Origin of the sequence: Mesorhizobium sp. CC13 (genome assembly GCF_039907765.1) — a bacterium.
Taxonomy (GTDB): domain Bacteria; phylum Pseudomonadota; class Alphaproteobacteria; order Rhizobiales; family Rhizobiaceae; genus Aminobacter.
In genome coordinates, this window is record NZ_JARDJI010000002.1 from 338,684 (window position 1) to 355,503 (window position 16,820).

Here is a 16,820-nt window from a genome sequence, read left to right on the forward strand (position 1 = left end):
TATGCATCCCGCGCCTTCCATCATCATCTTCACCACGCTGTCCGGCATGGGCTACGGGCTCGCCGCAATCCTCGGGCTCGGTTTGCTCGATCCTGGAGCCGTGGCTACGAAAGTCGCGCACGTGCTTGCGCTGGCGATGATCGCCGGCGGCCTGCTGTCGTCGACGCTGCATCTCGGTAACCCGCAGCGCGCCTGGCGGGCGCTGTCGCAATGGCGTTCGAGCTGGCTGTCGCGCGAAGGCGTGATGGCGATCGCGACCTTCGCGCCCCTGACCGTATCGGCCTGGCTATCAGTGATCGAAGGGCGATACCTGCCGCCGGTCGGGTTTCTCGGGGCAGCGATGTGCCTTGCGACGGTCTACTGCACTGCTATGATCTATGCCTCGCTGCGGGCGGTGCAGGCCTGGAACACCCAGCTTACGCCGCTCTGCTACCTGCTATTCGCCGTCGCGGGCGGCCTGGTGATCTCGGCCTTGGTCGGCTATGCATCGGGCGGCGATGGCATCCTCGTTCCGCTGTTGGCAATTGCTGCGTCGATCGCCGCATGGGGCGCGAAACGCACCTGGTGGACCCGGCTGCGCACCATGGCGCCGCTGTCGACGCCGGAGAGCGCCACTGGCCTCGGCAGCATCGGCCGCGTGCGGCTGTTCGAGCGGCCGCATGTCAACGACAACTACCTGACGCGCGAAATGGGCTTCAAGGTCGTCCGTAAGCATGCGGTGAAGCTGTCTAATCTGGCGATGATCGCCGGTGGGGCCGTGCCGACAGTGCTGCTTGCGATTGCCGCATTCTCAGGCGCGGGCGCCGTGGCCACCGTCGCGTCGGCACTGGCGGTGGCGTCATACGCCTTGGGCATCGTCGTCGAACGTTGGCTGTTCTTCGCCGAAGCACGCCACGCCGTGACGAACTTTTACGGCGGATAGCGAAGTCAGGAGCGCTCGGCCTGCTTGCCGGCAGTGTTGACCCTCCGCTTCTTGCCGCGCGAAAGCACCCAGCGCTTATGGAACCACATCCACTGGCCCGGATCCTCGCGGATCCAGCGTTCGACCGTGTCATTCAGCAACTGCGTCGTCGCCTGGACGTCGACGGCGCCGTCGTCGCGGCGGGGCAGGTCGAGCTTGTCCTCGATGGCCAGGCGGTAGCGGTTGCCGGGCAACCTGATGCAGTGCGCGGGATAGACGTCGCAGTCGTAGTGGCGCGCCAGCATGGCGAGCACCGGGTTGGTCTCGCATTCGCGACCGAAGAAGGTCGTTCTCAGCCCGCGATTGAACTTCTGGTCGACGAGCACGCCGACATTGCCCCCGCGGTCGAGGATGCCGGCAAGCGCAAAGGACGCGCCGCGCTGCGAGGCAAGCAGATCGCCCATGCTGGAGCTGCGGGTCGAGAAGATGTACTCGGCGAGGTAGGGATTGTTCGGCGGCCGGAACAGCGCCGTGATCTTCATGCCAAAGGTAGCGGCTGCAATCGGCAGCAGCTCGAAATTGCCGAGATGGCCGGTGAAGACGATATGCGGCTTGTCCTCGTTGGCGATCCTTGCAAAGTTTTCGGTGCCTGAAACCTCGATACGGCCCGGGACCGCGGCATTCGGATCGAAGTCGAAGATCTGGTCCAGGAAGATGTATTCGGCGCCAAGCCGGCCCATGTTGCCCCACATGTCCAGGGCGATGGCCTCGATCTCGGTGTCGCTCTTTTCGGGATAGGCGGCACGCAGGTTGGCTACGGCCACGCGATGACGGCCGAACCGGGGGCCGACGGTGCGGGCGGCGCTGTCGGCGAAATTCAGCGCCCTGTCGACGGGCAGCAACCTGAGTAGCTTGAGCACGACGAGCGCCACCTGCGCGATCAGCCAGTAGTTCAGCTGGCGTAGTCGCCCCATGATCCGCATCATCGTCGGACTGGGTATCTTGCTGGCCTTCTTGCGCGGCAATTCGGGAAAATCCTCAGTCGATGCGGAGGATGATCTTGCCGAACACGTCACGGCCTTCCATGCGCTTGAGCGCCGTGTCGATGGAGTTGAAATCCACTTCGGTATCAATGATCGGTTTCACCAGACCGGCGGCCATCTTCTGCATGGCATTGGCCATGTTCTCCATGCGGCAGCCGAAGGAGCCGAGGATCTTCAGCTGCTGCTGGAACAGCATCATCAGATTCATGTCTGTCGAAACACCCGAGGTCGAGCCGCAGGTGACGAGGCGGCCGCCACGCCTGAGGCTGAACATGGAGCCGGCCCAGGTGTCCTTGCCGACATGCTCGAAGACGACGTCGACGCCCTTCTTCCTGGTCAGCTTGCGCACGACGCCTTCGAACCGGTCCTCGCGGTAGTTGATGACGTGGTCGGCGCCCAGCGCCTTGGCCTTCTCGATCTTGTCGTTGGAGCCGACCGTGGTGATGACCGTACAGCCCATCTTCTTGGCGAGCTGGATCGCCGCCGAACCGATGCCGGAGCCGCCGGCATGCACCAGGATCGTCTCGCCCGGCTCAAGCTTGGCGTTGTCGAACAGCATGTGCTCGACGGTGCCGAAGGTGACGGGGGCAACCGCTGCACCGATGGCGTCGACGCCGGGAGGGGCGGGCACCAGCAGGCGGGCCGGCAGGTTGATCTTTTCCTGGGCGAAACCGTCGAGATGGAAACCGTGCACGCCCGAAACGTGCTCGCAGAGATTGTCGCGGCCCTCGCGGCAGGGGCGGCAGAGGCCGCAGGTGCGGGCGCCGTAGATCGATGCGAGCTGGCCGGGGGCGAGGCCGGTCACGCCCGGGCCGACCTGGTCGACTTCGCCGGAGGCTTCGGCGCCGATCACCAGCGGCATCTTGCGCTTGGCGAAGGCCATGCCGCGCCAGCCCCAGACGTCTATGTGGTTGAGCGCGACGGCCTTGATGCGGAGCGTGATCTCACCGAGGCCGGGAGGTGGCGGCGGGGCAATGTCCACCTGCTCGAGCCGGCGGTCCTCGACGAGCTGCAATGCGCGCATGGTGTCGCTAAATCCTTGTCTCTGGAACGTTGAGACGGTCGCTTAGACCGGTTCCCGCGCCATGACAAGGCAGGTGTTCTGGCCGCCGAAGCCGAAGGAGTTGGAGAGCACGGTGCGAACCTTGGCTTCCCGCTTCACATTCGGCACCACGTCGAGCTCGATCGACGGATCGGGATTGTCGTAGTTGATCGTCGGCGGGATTACGCCCTCGCGCATCGTCATCAGCGAGAAAGCGGCCTCGATCGCGCCTGCCGCCGAGAGCGTGTGGCCGATCATCGACTTGTTGGACGACACCGGGATCTTGCGGATGCGCTCGCCGAACACGGTCGACAGCGACATGTGCTCCATCTTGTCGTTTTCGGGGGTCGAGGTGCCGTGGGCGTTGACGTAGTCGATCTCGTCCTCGCTGAGGCCAGCATCCGCCAGCGCGGCCTTGACGGCGCCGATGGCCGGCGAACCGTCCGGCTTGGAGCGGGTGCGGTGGAAATCGTCGGCCTTTTCGCCGCAGCCGCGCAGGATGCCGAGCACCTCGGCGCCGCGGGCAAGCGCGCTTTCCAGCGACTCGAGCACCAGTGCTGCGGAGCCTTCCGCCAGCACGAAGCCATCGCGGTCCTTGGAGAAGGGTTTCGACGCCTTCTCCGGAACATCGTTGTTGGTCGACAGCGCCGACAGCAGCGAAAAGCGGATCAGCGCCTCGGCGGTGGCCGAGCCATCGGCGCCGATCGACAGCGCGCGGTCGCACTCGCCGCGGCGGATCGCCTCGACGCCGAGCTGGATGGCGGTGGCGCCCGATGCACAGGCGGTCGACAGCGTGATCGGCAGGCCGCGTGTGCCGAAGCGGTCGGCAAGGCGATCGGCAATCGAGCCGAATTGCGAGGTGTCGAACATGTCGAGCGAATTGAGGTTGCGGGCGACACGCAGCAGGCGCTCGGAAGCGGAGCCCTGATCGTCGCCGGCATAGAGCGCGAAGCGGTCGGCCCAGTCGAGCTCGACGGGCGGGGAGGCGAGGAACAGCGGGCCGTCGAAGTCGCCCGCGTCGAAGCCCGCCTCGGCGACGGCCTCCTGTGCGGCCGTTTCCGCGAGTTCGTAGGTCAGGGCGCTGGAGCCCTTGGTGCTCGACGGCAGGAAGTCGACCATGCCGGAGACGCGGGTGTTCAGGTGGTCGACGGGGAAGCGGGTGATCGGGTGGATGCCCGACTTGCCTGCGGTCAGCGCCGCCCAGTTGTCGGCCTTGCCGACGCCGAGCGAGGTGACGACGCCGATGCCCGTAACGGCGACGACGGGTCTGCCGAGATGATCCTTCAGATTGGCCATGTTCTGTCCTGACACCCTTCAGCGCGGCGCGGAGACGAGCGCCACGCCTTCGAATTGGTGATAGCCGACGGCTGTTGCCAGTACGTTTTTCGGTGCACCGGCAAATTCCTTCTCGCCAGCCTCGAACGCCGGATAGCCGGCGCCCTTGTCGACGGCGAGGGCCGCGAGCGCAACCGCGAACGGGAATTGCGCTTCCTTCATGTGGCCGGCCAGCGACGAAAGGGCACGTGCCGCAATCGCGGGATTGGCGTCGAGCGCAGCCTTTTCGGCCGCGGTCGCGGCGTGTGCGCCGGACGCGCCGGAAATCGCCAGCAGGTCGCCTTGGGGAAGCTCGATCTTGGCCAGCAGCTCGGTGAGACCTCCCTCCAGGCCGCCCTTGCCGCGGCGCCTGGCGCGGCCGGACACGATCGGACCCAGCCGGGCATAGATCTTCTGGCCGCGGGCCTCGGCATGCTCGCGGGACTCGAGCACCAGGAACGCGCCGCCCGAGCCGGTGACCACGCCGCCACCTTCCGAGCCCTGCCGCTGCCAGACCGGCTTCCACGGGCCGCGATGCAGATAGCCGGCCAGCTCGTAGCCGAGCAACATGTCGCAATGTTCGGTCTGGAAGGCGCCGCCGACCAGCACATGCGTCGACTGGCCCGAACGGATGCGCGCGGCCGCCGTCTCGATGGCGGAGACGCCGGCACCTTCCTCGCCCATGAAGGTGCGGGACGAGCCGGTGACCTTGTGGACGATCGAGATGTTGCCGGCAAGCAGATTGGAGAGCTGGGCGAGGAACAGCGTCGGCCGAAGCTCGGTCGTCAACTTTTCATTGAGCAGTACGCCACGGTCGCTGCGGGTGTTGGAAGCATCGAGGACACCTGCGTCGACGGATTCGTCGCGCTCGCCACCGCCTGCCGCAACCACCATGTCCATGGTCGTGCTGAGGTCGTCGTTGCCCTTGATGCCGGCGTCGTCGAGCGCCATGCCGGCGGTGTAGGTGCCGAGCCTCTGCCAGGTCTCCATCTGCCGCTGGTCGCCGCGCTTGGCGATCTGCAGTCCCCAGTCGATCTCCGGAAGGGGGTGGACGGTGTAGGGCGAGAAGCGCTCGGCATCGATAACCGGCGTGGCACCGGCCGTGCTCAGCTTGTCCCAATGCGCCCCGCCGCCTTCGCCGAGCGAGGAGACGAGGCCGATGCCAGTGATGACGACGTCGCGGTTGGCCATGGGCGGCGTTCGCCTGCTCAGGCGTTCTTGGCCGCGACGAGCGCGTCGATCTTGGCGCAGAGGTTCTTCATGACGAAGTACTCGTCGGTCGAAGCCTTGCCGTCGTTGACTTCCTGCGTCCACTTCTCGAGCGGCACCTTGATGCCGAATTCCTTGTCGATCGCAAAGACGATATCGAGGAAGTCGAGGCTGTCGATGCCCAGGTCGTCGATGGTGTGGCTCTCGGGCGTGATGGTGTCGAGGTCGATCTCGCTGGTTTCGGCAATGATCTTGGCGACTTTCTCGAAGGTCGTGGACACGGCTTTTCCTTTGGTGAGGGCGGTCATGAACCCGGGACAGATTCTGCGCGCATAGTTTTGTGGGGCTGTCTAATCGGTTTTTCCGGACAGGAAAAGGCTAAATCCTGTGCCTTCAATAGGCGTCTGCTCCCGTACGTTGGGGAAGGCGCGTCAAAAGACGATGCGGCCGAGCACATGCAATTTCTCTCCCTGGAGCCCTACGATGACGGCTTCGCCTTCGCGCGCCGATGCGCCCGTCAGCGCCTGGATGTTCTCGAGATGGGTCACCAGCACGATGTTGTCGGAGCCAGAGAAGTTGCGGATGATCTCCTTTACCGCCGCCACGTCGGCCTCGATCGTCGCTTCGGTGGGCTTATCGAGCGCGGCCAGCGGCTCGACGATGCGGTCGCCGAAAGCAAGGCGGGCGGTTTCGAGCGTGCGGCAGTAGCGACTGGAAAGCACCTTCTCGACGGGTGCTGCGCGGGCGGCGAACAATGCACCGATCTTGCGGGCCTGCTGGCGTCCCCTATCCGAGAGATTGAGCTGGGTGGCGCATTTTTCGATGTCGAAGCTCGGCGGCTCGACGGTTCCCGTCGTGGCGGCGTGGCGCAGCAGCACGACATGGCCGCCGTTGCGCAGGAGCGCCCAGCCGGCTTCGGTCGCCTGGGCCGGCAGGGCGCCCAGAAATACTATGACGGCAAGCACGAGCCTGAGCATGAATCGTCCCGAATTCGCAATGCGGATATAGGGATGCCAAAGCCGATTGAAAGGCAAGGCGGCCGGCAATCGCAGCGGGTGGCCGAAAGACGCCGGCCGACTTGATCGGGACGGAATAGGCGGCAATGCTGGCGGGCGATTCCTCACCTTGCAAGCTCCGATGTCACCACTCGTCGAAACAGTGCTCTTCGTCTTCGGTCTCGTTGCCCTGGGCTACCTCGCCGGCGCGACCGGCTATCTGCGGGCCGAGGCCGGGGACCAGCTATCCCATTTCGCAGTCGGGGTGGCGCTGCCGCTGCTTCTGTTCCGCACGATGCTGGGCGCCGATTTCCAGGGTGCGGCGCCCTGGGGCCTGTGGGCCACCTACTTCGCGGCAGTGGCCGTGGCCTGGACTGCCGGTCATCTGGTGACCACGCGGGTCTTCGGTCGGGACGGGCAGGCTGGTGTGGTCGGCGGCGTCTCCTCTGCCTTCTCCAACCTGGTGCTGCTCGGCATCCCCTTCATGCTCGGGGTCTTCGGTCAGGAGGGCTTCGAGATACTATCGCTGATCGTGTCGGTGCATCTGCCGACGATGTTGATGGCCTCGATCATCCTGTTCCAGCTGTTCGGGCCGCGCCGCAACGAACCCGTGCATCCGCTCAGGATCATCGGCGACTTCCTGCGCAAGATCTTCCGGAATCCGCTCATCATCGGCATCCTCGCGGGCCTTGCCTGGCGCCTCACGGGCATGCCGCTGCCGTCGCTCGCCAATCGCTTCGTCGACGCGCTCGCCAACGTCGCCGGCCCGGTGGCGCTGTTTGCCATGGGCCTCGGGCTGAGGAAGTTCGGGATTTCCGGCAATATCCGGCCGGCGCTGGTCCTTTCGGGGCTGAAGCTGTTCGTGATGCCCGCGGTTGCACTGGCCTTCGCGTGGATGCTCGGCCTGCCGCCGCTGACGGCCAAGGTGGCGGTCGCCGCCGCCGGCCTTCCGTCCGGGGTCAATTCCTACCTCATTGCCACCCAGTTCGGCACCGGCCAGGCGCTGGCCTCGAACCAGATGACCATCGCCACGGCCTGCGCTGCGGTGACGACCGCCTTCTGGCTGACGGTTGCAACTGCCGTATTCGGATGAGGCTGGACCAACGTATCTATGCCATAATGCGGTTGATCGCGGACATTGCGGCAAGATACTAATCTGACGGCCGTGGCGGGGAGGCAAGCGTCCGTCCGCCCAATGTTTCTAGCGACACGAAAAGCCTGCATCGACAGGCAGACAGGGAGGCGAGCCATGCTCCAGAAAGTCAGTCAGTTCATGCGGCAGGCCAATCTCATCAACGGCGAATGGGTTCAGGCCGATTCCGGCAAGACCATCGACGTCATCAACCCGGCGACGGGATTGAAGATCGGCACCGTGCCCAGGTCTGGGGCCGCAGAGACCCGCCGCGCCATCGAGGCCGCCAACGAGGCGTTCAAGACGTTCCGCAAGACCTCGGCGCTCGATCGTTCGAAGCTGCTGCGCAAGCTGCACGACGCGATCATGGACAATCAGGACGCGCTGGCCGAACTGCTCACCATCGAGCAGGGCAAGTCGCTGACCGAAGCCAAGGGCGAGGTCGGCTCTTCGGCTGCCTATGTCCTGTGGTTCGCGGAAGAAGCGCGCCGCACCTATGGCGACGTCGTGCCTTCGCCATGGGCCGACCGCCGCGTGCTCGTCACCAAGGAGCCGGTGGGCGTCATTGCCGCGATCACGCCGTGGAACTTCCCGTCCTCGATGCTGTCACGCAAGCTCGGACCGGCGCTTGCCGCGGGCTGCACCGCCGTGGTCAAGCCTGCATCGCAGACGCCTTATTCGGGCCTGGCCTGGGGCGCGCTGTGCGAGGAAGTCGGCTTCCCCAAGGGCGTGGTCAACGTGCTGACCGGCTCGGCCGGCGAAATCGGCGACGAGATCTGCGCCAATCCGCTGGTCAAGAAGATCACCTTCACCGGCTCGACTGAGGTCGGCAAGATGCTGATCGCCAAGTCGGCCTCGACGGTGAAGAAGGTGTCGATGGAACTCGGCGGCAACGCGCCGTTCCTGGTCTTCGACGACGCCGATATCGACCGCGCCGTCGAGGGCGCCATCACCGCGAAGTTCCGCAATTCCGGCCAGACTTGCGTCTGCACCAACCGCTTCTTCGCCCAGGCGGGCATCTACGACAAGTTCGTGGCGAAGCTGGCCGAGGCCTCGAACAGGCTCAAGGTCGGCTCGGGTCTCGACGCAGGCGTGCAGCAGGGCCCGCTGATCGACGAAAAGGCCGTCGAGAAGGTCGAGGAGTTCATCGCCGACGCCACGGCCAAGGGTGGCAAGGTGGTTGCCGGCGGCAAGCGCCATGCGCTCGGCGGGTCATTCTTCGAGCCGACCGTCATTTCCGGCGCGACACCAGCGATGATGTTCATGAAAGAAGAAATCTTCGGCCCCGTCGCGCCTGTCTTCAAGTTCGAGACGGAGGAGGAGGCCGTCGCGCTCGCCAACGACACCGAGTTCGGCCTCGCCAGCTACTTCTACACAGGCGACCTGGGCCGCGCCTTCCGCGTGATGGAGGGGCTGAAATACGGCATGGTCGGCGTCAACGAGGGCTTGATCACCACGCCCGAGGCGCCGTTCGGCGGCGTCAAGGAGTCCGGCCTCGGCCGCGAGGGTGGGCACCAGGGCATCGAGGACTATCTCGACACCAAATATGTCTGCATCGGCGGGCTGGGCTTCTAGGAGGTCTGCCAACTTCTGCAAAATCGGCGCGCGGTCTCGCAAGAGATCGCGCGTTTTCATTTTCGGGCATTGACAAGGGAAATCCGGAAATGAATACAAGATTATGTTTTAATTGGTAAATTTGCCATGACCATGAGTTCGAGGCCGTGGGCGAGATAAAGATACTCCTCTTTGCAGTAGATATTGCTGCCATCGGCTATAGTCGGCGCGCTCGGGAATGCCGGATCTGCTGAAAACGTTGTCGGCAGGAGGCGAGGAGGGCGAGGCGCCTGCGGGAAAATGAAGTCGGCTGCAATCAGACATCTCGCCTTGGCTGCTTCGCTGGTGGTGATGCTGGCCGGCAGCAGCGAGCCTGAATTAAACGATGCCGAAAAGCGCACCATCGCGTCGATGTCGCTGTCGGCGCTTGCGCCGCTACCGCCCGATCTCACCAATCGCTTCGCCGACGATCCCGGCGCTGCGGCCCTGGGGGCGACGCTGTTCTTCGACACAGGCATGAGCCGCGACGGCAACGTCGCCTGCGGCACCTGTCACAAGATCGACCGCCAATTCCAGGACGATCTTCCGCGCGGTGTCGGTGTTGCCGAAACCAACCGTCGCACGATGCCACTGGCGGGCGTGGCGCGCGATCCGTTCTTGTTCTGGGACGGGCGGCGCGACAGCCTCTGGGCGCAGGCACTGCTGCCGCTCGAGAACCCCAAGGAGCAGGCGGGCACCCGACTGGCCTATGCTCACTACCTCAAGCGCCGTTTCGGCGAGCGCTACGAACGGATATTCCGCCCGCTGCCTGATCTTTCCGGCCTGCCGGCGAGCGCCGGGCCGTTCGGAACGCCGGCCGAACAGGCCGCTTGGGCGGGCATGACTCAAGCGGAGCGCGACGGCGTCGATCTGGTCTTTGCCGACATCGGCAAGGCCATCGCCGCCTTCGAGCGCTCGCTGGTCCATGGCCAGACCCGGTTCGACCGCTTCGCCGACGCCCTTGCCAAAGGCGGCATGCCCGCACCGGAGAACGATCTTTCTGATGAGGAGCGACAGGGGCTCAAGCTGTTCATCGGCAAGGCCAGGTGCTCGACCTGCCACATAGGCCCGCGCTTCACCGACAATGAGTTCCACAATACCGGTGTGCCGCCGGTTGCAGACCTGCCCGAGGATCGCGGCCGCATCTCAGTACTGGGCGAGATGTTCGCCGATCCGTTCAATTGCCTGGGAAAATTCCGCGACGGCGGGGAAGAGGCGTGCGGCGAGCTGCGCTTCATGCAGAAAGGCTCGCCGGAACTGGTGCGTGCCTACAAGACGCCGTCGCTTCGAGGGGTTGGCGACCGTCCGCCCTACATGCATGCCGGGCAGTTCGCGACGCTGGAGCAGGTGGTGAACCACTACGCCACGGCGCCGAGGGCGGTCGAGGGCGAGACGGAGCTTCATCCGTTGATCTTGTCCGATCAGGAGCGGGCGGCCCTGGTGGCGTTCCTCAAGACGCTGTCGGACTAGCGGTCCTTGACCGTTTCCATCGCCACGAAGGTCGACGTCTGGGCGACATGGGGCAGGGCGGAGATGCGCTCGCCGAGCACGCGGCGGTAGGCGGCGATGTCCCTGGTGCGCACCTTCAGCAGGTAGTCGAAGCTCGCCGCCATCATGTGGCACTGCTCGATCTCGCGCACGGCATGAACGGCGCGGTTGAAATCGTCGAGCGCGGCCGAGCGGGTGTCCGACAGCTTGACCTGGACGAAGGCGACGTGGCCTTCGCCCATGCGTTCGCTGTCGATGATTGCCTGATAGCCCCTGATGTAGCCATCCTTCTCCAGCCGCTTGACCCGCGCCTGGACCGGCGTCTTGGAAAGGCCGACCTTTGTGGCGAGTTCGGCCATGGACAGCCGGCCGTCGCGCGACAGGGCGAACATGATATTGCGGTCAATGCGGTCCAATTGGTCTTCTGACATCGCCTTGGTAATCTATAACGTCGTCGATTTGCCTCAATGGTAGATCATATGGCCTGCCGCGTCGACTTCTTTGGACCGGTTGCCGAGCTGGCGTTATGCTAGCTTCCGGCAAAGGGCTCTGCGGCACCTTCTGCCGCCGCGCCATCATGCCAACCGCTCCACAGGATCGCCATGCAAGCGCTCGACGCCATCCGCCAGGAAATCCGCGCCAACTACCTCCCCGACGAAGCAGCAGCCGTGAAGCGGCTGGCGGCTCTCGCCAACCTGTCCGTCGACGACCGCAAGGCGATCTCGGCGCGCGCCGCCGACCTCGTGCGTGCCGTTCGCGGCTCGACCGATCCGCGGCTGATGGAGGTCTTCCTCTCGGCCTACGGCCTGTCGACCAAGGAAGGCGTGGCGCTGATGTGCCTGGCCGAGGCGCTGCTGCGCGTACCCGACACCGAGACCATGGACGACCTCATCGCCGACAAGATCGCGCCGCATGACTGGTCGGCCCACTCGGGCGGCTCCAGCTCGATCTTCGTCAACGCCTCGACCTGGGCGCTGATGCTGACGGGCCGCGTGCTGGACGAGGGCGAAGGCTCGATCGAGCGCACCCTGCGCGCCATGGTGCGCCGTCTCGGCGAACCGGTGATCCGCACCGCGGTTGCCGCCGCCATGCGCGAGATGGGCGAGCAGTTCGTGCTCGGCCGCACCATCACCGAAGCCGTCAAGCGCGGCCGCTCGATGATCCAGAAAGGCTACCTCTACTCCTTCGACATGCTGGGCGAGGCCGCCCGCACCGAGGCCGACGCGCTGCGCTACCATCGGGCCTATGCCGAGGCGATCTCGTCGCTGGACAACGGCAGCAACGGCCCCGACATCCGCTACAACCACGGCATTTCGGTCAAGCTGTCGGCGCTACATCCGCGCTACGAGGTCTCGCACCGCGACGACATGCTGCCGGTGATGGCCGAGCGGCTGCTGTCGCTGTGCCTTGCCGCCAAGCGCGCCCGCATGGGCCTCAACATCGACGCCGAGGAGGCCGACCGTCTCGACCTGTCGCTCGACGTCATCGAGCGCGTGCTGGCGCATCCCGATCTCGCCGACTGGTACGGCTTCGGCGTCGTCGTGCAGGCCTATGGTCCGCGCACGGCCTTCGCCATCGACTGGCTCTATGCACTGGCCAACAAGCTCGACCGCAAGATCATGGTGCGCTTGGTCAAGGGCGCCTACTGGGACACCGAGATCAAGCGCGCCCAGACGCTGGGCCTGCCCGGCTATCCGGTGTTCACCCGCAAGGCCAACACCGACGTGTCCTACATGGCCTGCGCCCGCAAGCTCTTGTCGATGACCGACCGCATCTACCCGCAGTTCGCCACCCACAACGCGCACACGGTTGCCGCCATCCTGTCGATGGCCACGGACCGCACGTCCTTCGAGTTCCAGCGCCTGCACGGCATGGGCGAAGCCCTGCACGAGACGGTGCGCAAGGCCGAGGGCACGCGCTGCCGCATCTACGCTCCCGTCGGCGCACATTCCGACTTGCTTGCCTATCTGGTTCGTCGCCTGCTCGAGAACGGCGCCAACTCGTCCTTCGTCCATCAGTTGACCGACGAGGACGTGGCGCCCGAGGACATCGCCCGCGACCCGCTCGAAACGGTGGAGACGCAAGGGCCTGCTTCCAACCCGTCGATCCCCACGCCTGCCGCGATCTTCGGCGCCGGCCGTCAGAACGCCAAGGGCTGGGACATCACCGATACGACCACGCTTGCTGCGATCGACCATGCCAAGTCGGGCTTCAACGGTGCCGATCGCTGGGTCGCGAAGCCGATCACGCGCGCCGCCGGCTATGGCGCGTCGCGCAAGGTGACCAATCCGGCCAAGCCGTCCGACATCGTCGGCACGGTGACCGAAGCCGCCGCCAAGCAGGTGGACACGGCCGTGCGCATCGCCGTCGAGGCGCAGCCGGCCTGGGCCAGGAAGCCCGTCGCCGAGCGTGCCGCGATCCTGCGCCGTACCGCCGATCTCTACGAGGCCAACGCGGCCGAGTTCTTCGCGCTTGCCACCCGCGAGGCCGGCAAGTCGCTGTCCGATGGCGTCGCCGAGGTGCGCGAGGCGGTCGACTTCCTGCGCTACTACGCTGCCGAGGCCGAGAAGGCCGAAGCGGGCACCGAGGCACGCGGCGCCATCGTCTGCATTTCGCCGTGGAACTTCCCGCTGGCCATCTTCACCGGCCAGATCGCGGCGGCCCTCGTCACCGGCAACACCGTCATAGCCAAGCCTGCCGAGCAGACCCCGCTGATCGCCGCGCGTGCCGTCGAGATGATGCGCGAGGCCGGCGTTCCGGAAGATGTCATCCAGCTGCTGCCCGGCGACGGTCCGACCGTCGGCGCGCCGCTGACCGCCGACCCGCGCATTGCCGGCGTCTGCTTCACCGGTTCGACCGAGGTTGCCAAGACCATCGAGCGGCAGCTTGCCGAGACGGCCGCGCCCGACGCCATGCTGATCGCCGAGACCGGCGGCCTCAACGCCATGATCGTCGACTCCACCGCTCTGCCCGAGCAGGCGATCCGCGACGTGCTTGCCTCGTCGTTCCAGAGTGCCGGCCAGCGCTGCTCGGCGCTGCGCGTGCTCTACGTTCAGAAGGACGTCGAGAAGAAGATGGTCGAGATGCTGAAGGGCGCGATGGACGCGCTCACCGTCGGCGATCCGTGGCTGCTGTCGACCGACGTCGGTCCCGTCATCGACGAGGAGGCGCAGAGCGGCATCCGCGATTACTGCGAGAAGATGGAAGCCAAGGGCAAGCTGATCGCCAAGCTCGATGCGCCCGCCGACGGCCGTTTCGTCGCCCCGCATGTCTTCAGGGTCAAGGGCATCGAGGAGATGGAACGCGAGATCTTCGGTCCCGTCCTGCATGTCGCGACCTTCGACGCGGACCAGATCGACGAGGTGGTTTCGGCTATCAACCGCAAGGGCTACGGCCTGACCTTCGGCCTGCACACCCGCATCGAGGGCCGCGTGCAGCACATCGTCGACCGCATCCACGCCGGCAACATCTATGTCAACCGCAACCAGATCGGCGCAGTGGTGGGCTCGCAGCCCTTCGGCGGCGAGGGCCTGTCCGGCACCGGCCCAAAGGCCGGCGGTCCCCACTATCTCCGCCGCTTCCGCAAGGCGGCCGAGAGCGGCCAGGTTACGGCCGACGGCCGCAAGGTGACGGCGACCGAGCTGGTCGACAATCTCGTCGATGCCGGCGAGTGGGCAATGCGCGGCGACCGCATCGCCATCCTGCGCAAGCATCTGCGCGGCAAGGGTGCGGCTGCGATTGCGGCTGCGGCAGCCATCGACTTCGGCCAGGTCGACCTGCCCGGACCGACGGGCGAGGCCAACACGCTGTCGCTCAATCCGCGCGGTCGCGTTCTGGTGCTTGGACCTGATGCCGAAACGCTGCTCGCCCAGGCGATCCAGGCTCTTGCGGCCGGCTGCTCGGTACTGGCGGTGGCTCCAGGTGCGCCGGCGACATTGCAGGCGCTGCTGGGCAAGGGACTGCCGATCTCGTCGATCGATGGTCGCGCCGATCCGGTCGAAGCACGCGCGCTGGCGGTCGATGTCGTTGCCTATTCCGGCACGCAGGAAGGCATGAAGATCATCCGCAAGGTGCTGGCCGAGCGCAAGGGACCGATCGTTCCGCTGATCAGCGAGGTGATCTATCCGGCGGCCTATGCCCACGAGCGGGCGGTCTGCGTCGACACGACGGCCGCCGGCGGCAACGCCAGCCTGCTGGCGTCCGTCTAGCGAAAAAAGGGGCGGGCTCGGGCCTGCCCCTTTCGAATCTGAAGGCGCCGGCGGTCACGTCACCTGACTTCGACCGCCGAAAATCCGTTGAATTGCGGATGGCCGAAGGCTCGGCCGAGCGCGCGTTCCTGCGCGCGTTGCGCAAGTTCTCCGATGGTCAACGGCCGATGCCGAGCGGCAGGGTGAACTGCCAGCTGGACCGGCCTGCCTCGGCAGGAATCGGCGGGAACGGGGCGGCGCGGCGGACGACTTCCAGGGCGGCGGCGTCGAGTTCGGCCGACCCGGAACTCTGGACGATGCGGATGCCGCCGACACCGCCCGACGCGCCAACGGTGAAGGTTACCTGCACGTCGCTGCGGGCCTTGGCTCTGGCGGCGCGCGAGATGCCGCGCAGGGCGCGGCGCAGCTTGGCCGCAACCTTGCCGGGATAGTTCGAAACCGATGCGTTGCCGGCGGACGTGCTGCTGCCGCTCTTGCCCTTGGCGGCCGTGGTGCCGTTTGCCGCGCCGTCGGCATCGCCCTTGCGGGCGTCCACCTGACTCTTGCCCGCCGATCCGGCCTTCTCTTTTCTCGCGGGCGCCTTTGCCAATTTCTTCGGCTGCTCGGCCTTGGTTTCCGGCTTCCTGGCCGGCTTCGGCTCGGCCTTCTTCACCGGCTCCGGCTTCCCCTCAGGCTTGGCTGGTTCCGGTTCGGGGTCGGCGACAACCGTTTCAGGGTCGGGTGCCGGCACGACTTCGGCCTTCGTCTCTGCAGGCTCGACATTGGCCATCTCGACAGGCTTCTGGACGACATCGTCTTCCTCGACGGGGGCGACCCTGTCGGTCGCGAGGATTTCCGGAAGCGGTTCCGTGGCCGCCGGCACGCCCGGTTGGCTGGTGACAGGCTGGATCGTTTCGGCAGGCGTTTCCTGGGCCACAGGTTGGACCGGCTTCACAGGCGGAATATCCGGCTGAGCCTCGGCTTCGGTCGTCTCGACCGGCTTGGCGTCGAGCATGGTGACTATGGTCACGTTGGTGACCGTCCTTGAGTCGATTTCGGACGGATCGCCTGCGGTGGACTGATCCTCGGCGGCATTGCCGAGCAGGGTGATGCCGGCGTCGGCACTTCCCTCGATCAGGATCTGCTCGCTGTCGTTGCGGGTCATGAAGAACATTGCCACCGCCGAATGCAGCGCGACGGAGGCGAGTACCGCCGTGAGCCACTTCCGGCTGCGGGCCTTGGCTGGAGCCGGCTTCGCAGCGAGCGGTTCGCTCGCCGGTACCGTGAGCAGCGGGCTGGCGTCGGCTATGTAGGTCCTGTGCGCCGTGTCGCTGGCGCAGATCCTGAGGGCGCCGTGAGGAATCGCGAAGGCCGGATCGTCGGGCTCGATCGGCCACGTCCCGACGCCGGCCAGCGGCCAGGCGACGGTGCTTTTGGCGAAGGCCGGTTCAAGTCCCACGGCAGCCCCTCAAATCCCGAATGCGATGCCGGATTTGGATTCGGTCCGCAGCGACTTCAGGCAAGCCGACGGCTCCACGCCGGGGCCGGCACAGTCGGTGGCCCGGTTGACCAGCGCGCGGTTTACCTTGGTGCAGTCGGTGCCGGGCAGGTCGAACCGTGTCACCTTGGTCTTGCCTGCAGGCAGTTGCTCGAAGTCGAGAACGGTCAGGCGGTCGACCACGCCTGCTTGGTTGAACAGGGCGATCTCGAACGCCGCGCGGGAAAGCTCGGCTCCTAGCCTGTTGCTGACCACGAAGGTGAGGCGGCAGCCCTTGTCGGATGGGGTGGCGGCATTGAGTTCGAGCAGCAGTTCCGGTGTTGCCGGGGCGCCTTGCGCCCCAGCTGAACTCACTGCCCCAGGGAGGGCAGTCACTGCCGCTGCCAGAATGGGAAACGTCCAGGCGTTCTCCCTCATC

The 16,820-nt window shown here is 65.9% G+C and carries 14 protein-coding genes; 5 read left to right on the forward strand and 9 right to left on the reverse strand.

All coding sequences use genetic code 11. The annotated features are described in order from the left end of the window. The first annotated feature begins 1 nt into the window (after position 1). Positions 2-922, forward strand: coding sequence for a DmsC/YnfH family molybdoenzyme membrane anchor subunit (locus PV773_RS04695; protein WP_347965223.1), 921 nt, complete (start codon positions 2-4; stop codon positions 920-922). Positions 923-927: 5 nt separating this feature from the next. On the opposite strand, the gene PV773_RS04700 is transcribed toward PV773_RS04695, so the two are convergent. From PV773_RS04700 to PV773_RS04725, 6 genes are all read right to left on the reverse strand, one after another. Beyond that, positions 928-1,887 carry a lipid A biosynthesis lauroyl acyltransferase gene (locus PV773_RS04700; protein ID WP_347965428.1) on the reverse strand — a complete coding sequence of 320 codons (960 nt, stop codon included), beginning with the start codon at positions 1,885-1,887 and terminating at the stop codon, positions 928-930. A gap of 52 nt (positions 1,888-1,939) precedes the next feature. Further along, entirely contained in the window at positions 1,940-2,968 is a 1,029-nt protein-coding gene (locus tag PV773_RS04705; RefSeq protein WP_347965224.1) for a zinc-binding dehydrogenase, read from the reverse strand. A 42-nt stretch (positions 2,969-3,010) separates the two neighbouring features. Then, positions 3,011-4,282 carry a beta-ketoacyl-ACP synthase gene (locus tag PV773_RS04710; protein ID WP_347965225.1) on the reverse strand — a complete coding sequence of 424 codons (1,272 nt, stop codon included), beginning with the start codon at positions 4,280-4,282 and terminating at the stop codon, positions 3,011-3,013. A gap of 18 nt (positions 4,283-4,300) precedes the next feature. Further along, complete coding sequence (locus PV773_RS04715) at positions 4,301-5,491, reverse strand: beta-ketoacyl-ACP synthase (RefSeq protein WP_347965226.1); 1,191 nt, start codon at positions 5,489-5,491, stop codon at positions 4,301-4,303. A gap of 17 nt (positions 5,492-5,508) precedes the next feature. Next, complete coding sequence (locus tag PV773_RS04720) at positions 5,509-5,817, reverse strand: acyl carrier protein (RefSeq protein ID WP_340038972.1); 309 nt, start codon at positions 5,815-5,817, stop codon at positions 5,509-5,511. Positions 5,818-5,940: 123 nt separating this feature from the next. Next, complete coding sequence (locus tag PV773_RS04725; RefSeq protein WP_347965227.1) at positions 5,941-6,486, reverse strand: histidine phosphatase family protein; 546 nt, start codon at positions 6,484-6,486, stop codon at positions 5,941-5,943. A gap of 160 nt (positions 6,487-6,646) precedes the next feature. Here PV773_RS04725 and PV773_RS04730 point away from each other — a divergent pair, with 160 nt between their 5' ends. The 3 genes from PV773_RS04730 to PV773_RS04740 all read left to right on the forward strand — a co-directional run bounded on the left by PV773_RS04730 (position 6,647) and on the right by PV773_RS04740 (position 10,699). Further along, positions 6,647-7,597: an AEC family transporter gene (locus tag PV773_RS04730; RefSeq protein WP_347965228.1), complete on the forward strand. Its 951-nt coding sequence runs from the start codon at positions 6,647-6,649 to the stop codon at positions 7,595-7,597. Between the two features lie 156 nt (positions 7,598-7,753). Beyond that, positions 7,754-9,211 carry an NAD-dependent succinate-semialdehyde dehydrogenase gene (locus PV773_RS04735; protein WP_347965229.1) on the forward strand — a complete coding sequence of 486 codons (1,458 nt, stop codon included), beginning with the start codon at positions 7,754-7,756 and terminating at the stop codon, positions 9,209-9,211. Positions 9,212-9,541: 330 nt separating this feature from the next. Continuing rightward, positions 9,542-10,699 (forward strand): cytochrome c peroxidase, encoded by a 1,158-nt coding sequence (locus PV773_RS04740; protein WP_347965429.1) that lies wholly within the window; start codon positions 9,542-9,544, stop codon positions 10,697-10,699. Here the strand turns inward: PV773_RS04740 and PV773_RS04745 are convergent. Further along, positions 10,696-11,148, reverse strand: a complete 453-nt coding sequence (locus tag PV773_RS04745) for an Lrp/AsnC ligand binding domain-containing protein (RefSeq protein ID WP_340038976.1) — start codon at positions 11,146-11,148, stop codon at positions 10,696-10,698. The two genes, PV773_RS04740 and PV773_RS04745, sit on opposite strands and share 4 nt — an antisense overlap. 171 nt (positions 11,149-11,319) lie before the next feature. Here PV773_RS04745 and putA point away from each other — a divergent pair, with 171 nt between their 5' ends. Further along, complete coding sequence (putA, locus tag PV773_RS04750) at positions 11,320-14,925, forward strand: bifunctional proline dehydrogenase/L-glutamate gamma-semialdehyde dehydrogenase PutA (RefSeq protein ID WP_347965230.1); 3,606 nt, start codon at positions 11,320-11,322, stop codon at positions 14,923-14,925. Positions 14,926-15,082: 157 nt separating this feature from the next. Here the strand turns inward: putA and PV773_RS04755 are convergent, their stop codons facing one another. Both PV773_RS04755 and PV773_RS04760 read right to left on the reverse strand, forming a co-directional pair. Then, positions 15,083-16,363 (reverse strand): TonB family protein, encoded by a 1,281-nt coding sequence (locus tag PV773_RS04755; protein WP_347965231.1) that lies wholly within the window; start codon positions 16,361-16,363, stop codon positions 15,083-15,085. Positions 16,364-16,372: 9 nt separating this feature from the next. Then, positions 16,373-16,819: a hypothetical protein gene (locus PV773_RS04760; RefSeq protein ID WP_347965232.1), complete on the reverse strand. Its 447-nt coding sequence runs from the start codon at positions 16,817-16,819 to the stop codon at positions 16,373-16,375. Position 16,820: the final 1 nt, after the last annotated feature.

What these genes read in the sequence shown, in the direction of transcription:
- PV773_RS04695 (WP_347965223.1), top strand. Translation starts at nt 2, where the DNA reads ATGCATCCCGCGCCTTCCATCATCATCTTCACCACGCTGTCCGGCATG.
- PV773_RS04700 (WP_347965428.1), bottom strand. Translation starts at nt 1,887, where the DNA reads ATGATGCGGATCATGGGGCGACTACGCCAGCTGAACTACTGGCTGATC.
- PV773_RS04705 (WP_347965224.1), bottom strand. Translation starts at nt 2,968, where the DNA reads ATGCGCGCATTGCAGCTCGTCGAGGACCGCCGGCTCGAGCAGGTGGAC.
- PV773_RS04710 (WP_347965225.1), bottom strand. Translation starts at nt 4,282, where the DNA reads ATGGCCAATCTGAAGGATCATCTCGGCAGACCCGTCGTCGCCGTTACG.
- PV773_RS04715 (WP_347965226.1), bottom strand. Translation starts at nt 5,491, where the DNA reads ATGGCCAACCGCGACGTCGTCATCACTGGCATCGGCCTCGTCTCCTCG.
- PV773_RS04720 (WP_340038972.1), bottom strand. Translation starts at nt 5,817, where the DNA reads ATGACCGCCCTCACCAAAGGAAAAGCCGTGTCCACGACCTTCGAGAAA.
- PV773_RS04725 (WP_347965227.1), bottom strand. Translation starts at nt 6,486, where the DNA reads ATGCTCAGGCTCGTGCTTGCCGTCATAGTATTTCTGGGCGCCCTGCCG.
- PV773_RS04730 (WP_347965228.1), top strand. Translation starts at nt 6,647, where the DNA reads ATGTCACCACTCGTCGAAACAGTGCTCTTCGTCTTCGGTCTCGTTGCC.
- PV773_RS04735 (WP_347965229.1), top strand. Translation starts at nt 7,754, where the DNA reads ATGCTCCAGAAAGTCAGTCAGTTCATGCGGCAGGCCAATCTCATCAAC.
- PV773_RS04740 (WP_347965429.1), top strand. Translation starts at nt 9,542, where the DNA reads ATGCTGGCCGGCAGCAGCGAGCCTGAATTAAACGATGCCGAAAAGCGC.
- PV773_RS04745 (WP_340038976.1), bottom strand. Translation starts at nt 11,148, where the DNA reads ATGTCAGAAGACCAATTGGACCGCATTGACCGCAATATCATGTTCGCC.
- putA (WP_347965230.1), top strand. Translation starts at nt 11,320, where the DNA reads ATGCAAGCGCTCGACGCCATCCGCCAGGAAATCCGCGCCAACTACCTC.
- PV773_RS04760 (WP_347965232.1), bottom strand. Translation starts at nt 16,819, where the DNA reads ATGAGGGAGAACGCCTGGACGTTTCCCATTCTGGCAGCGGCAGTGACT.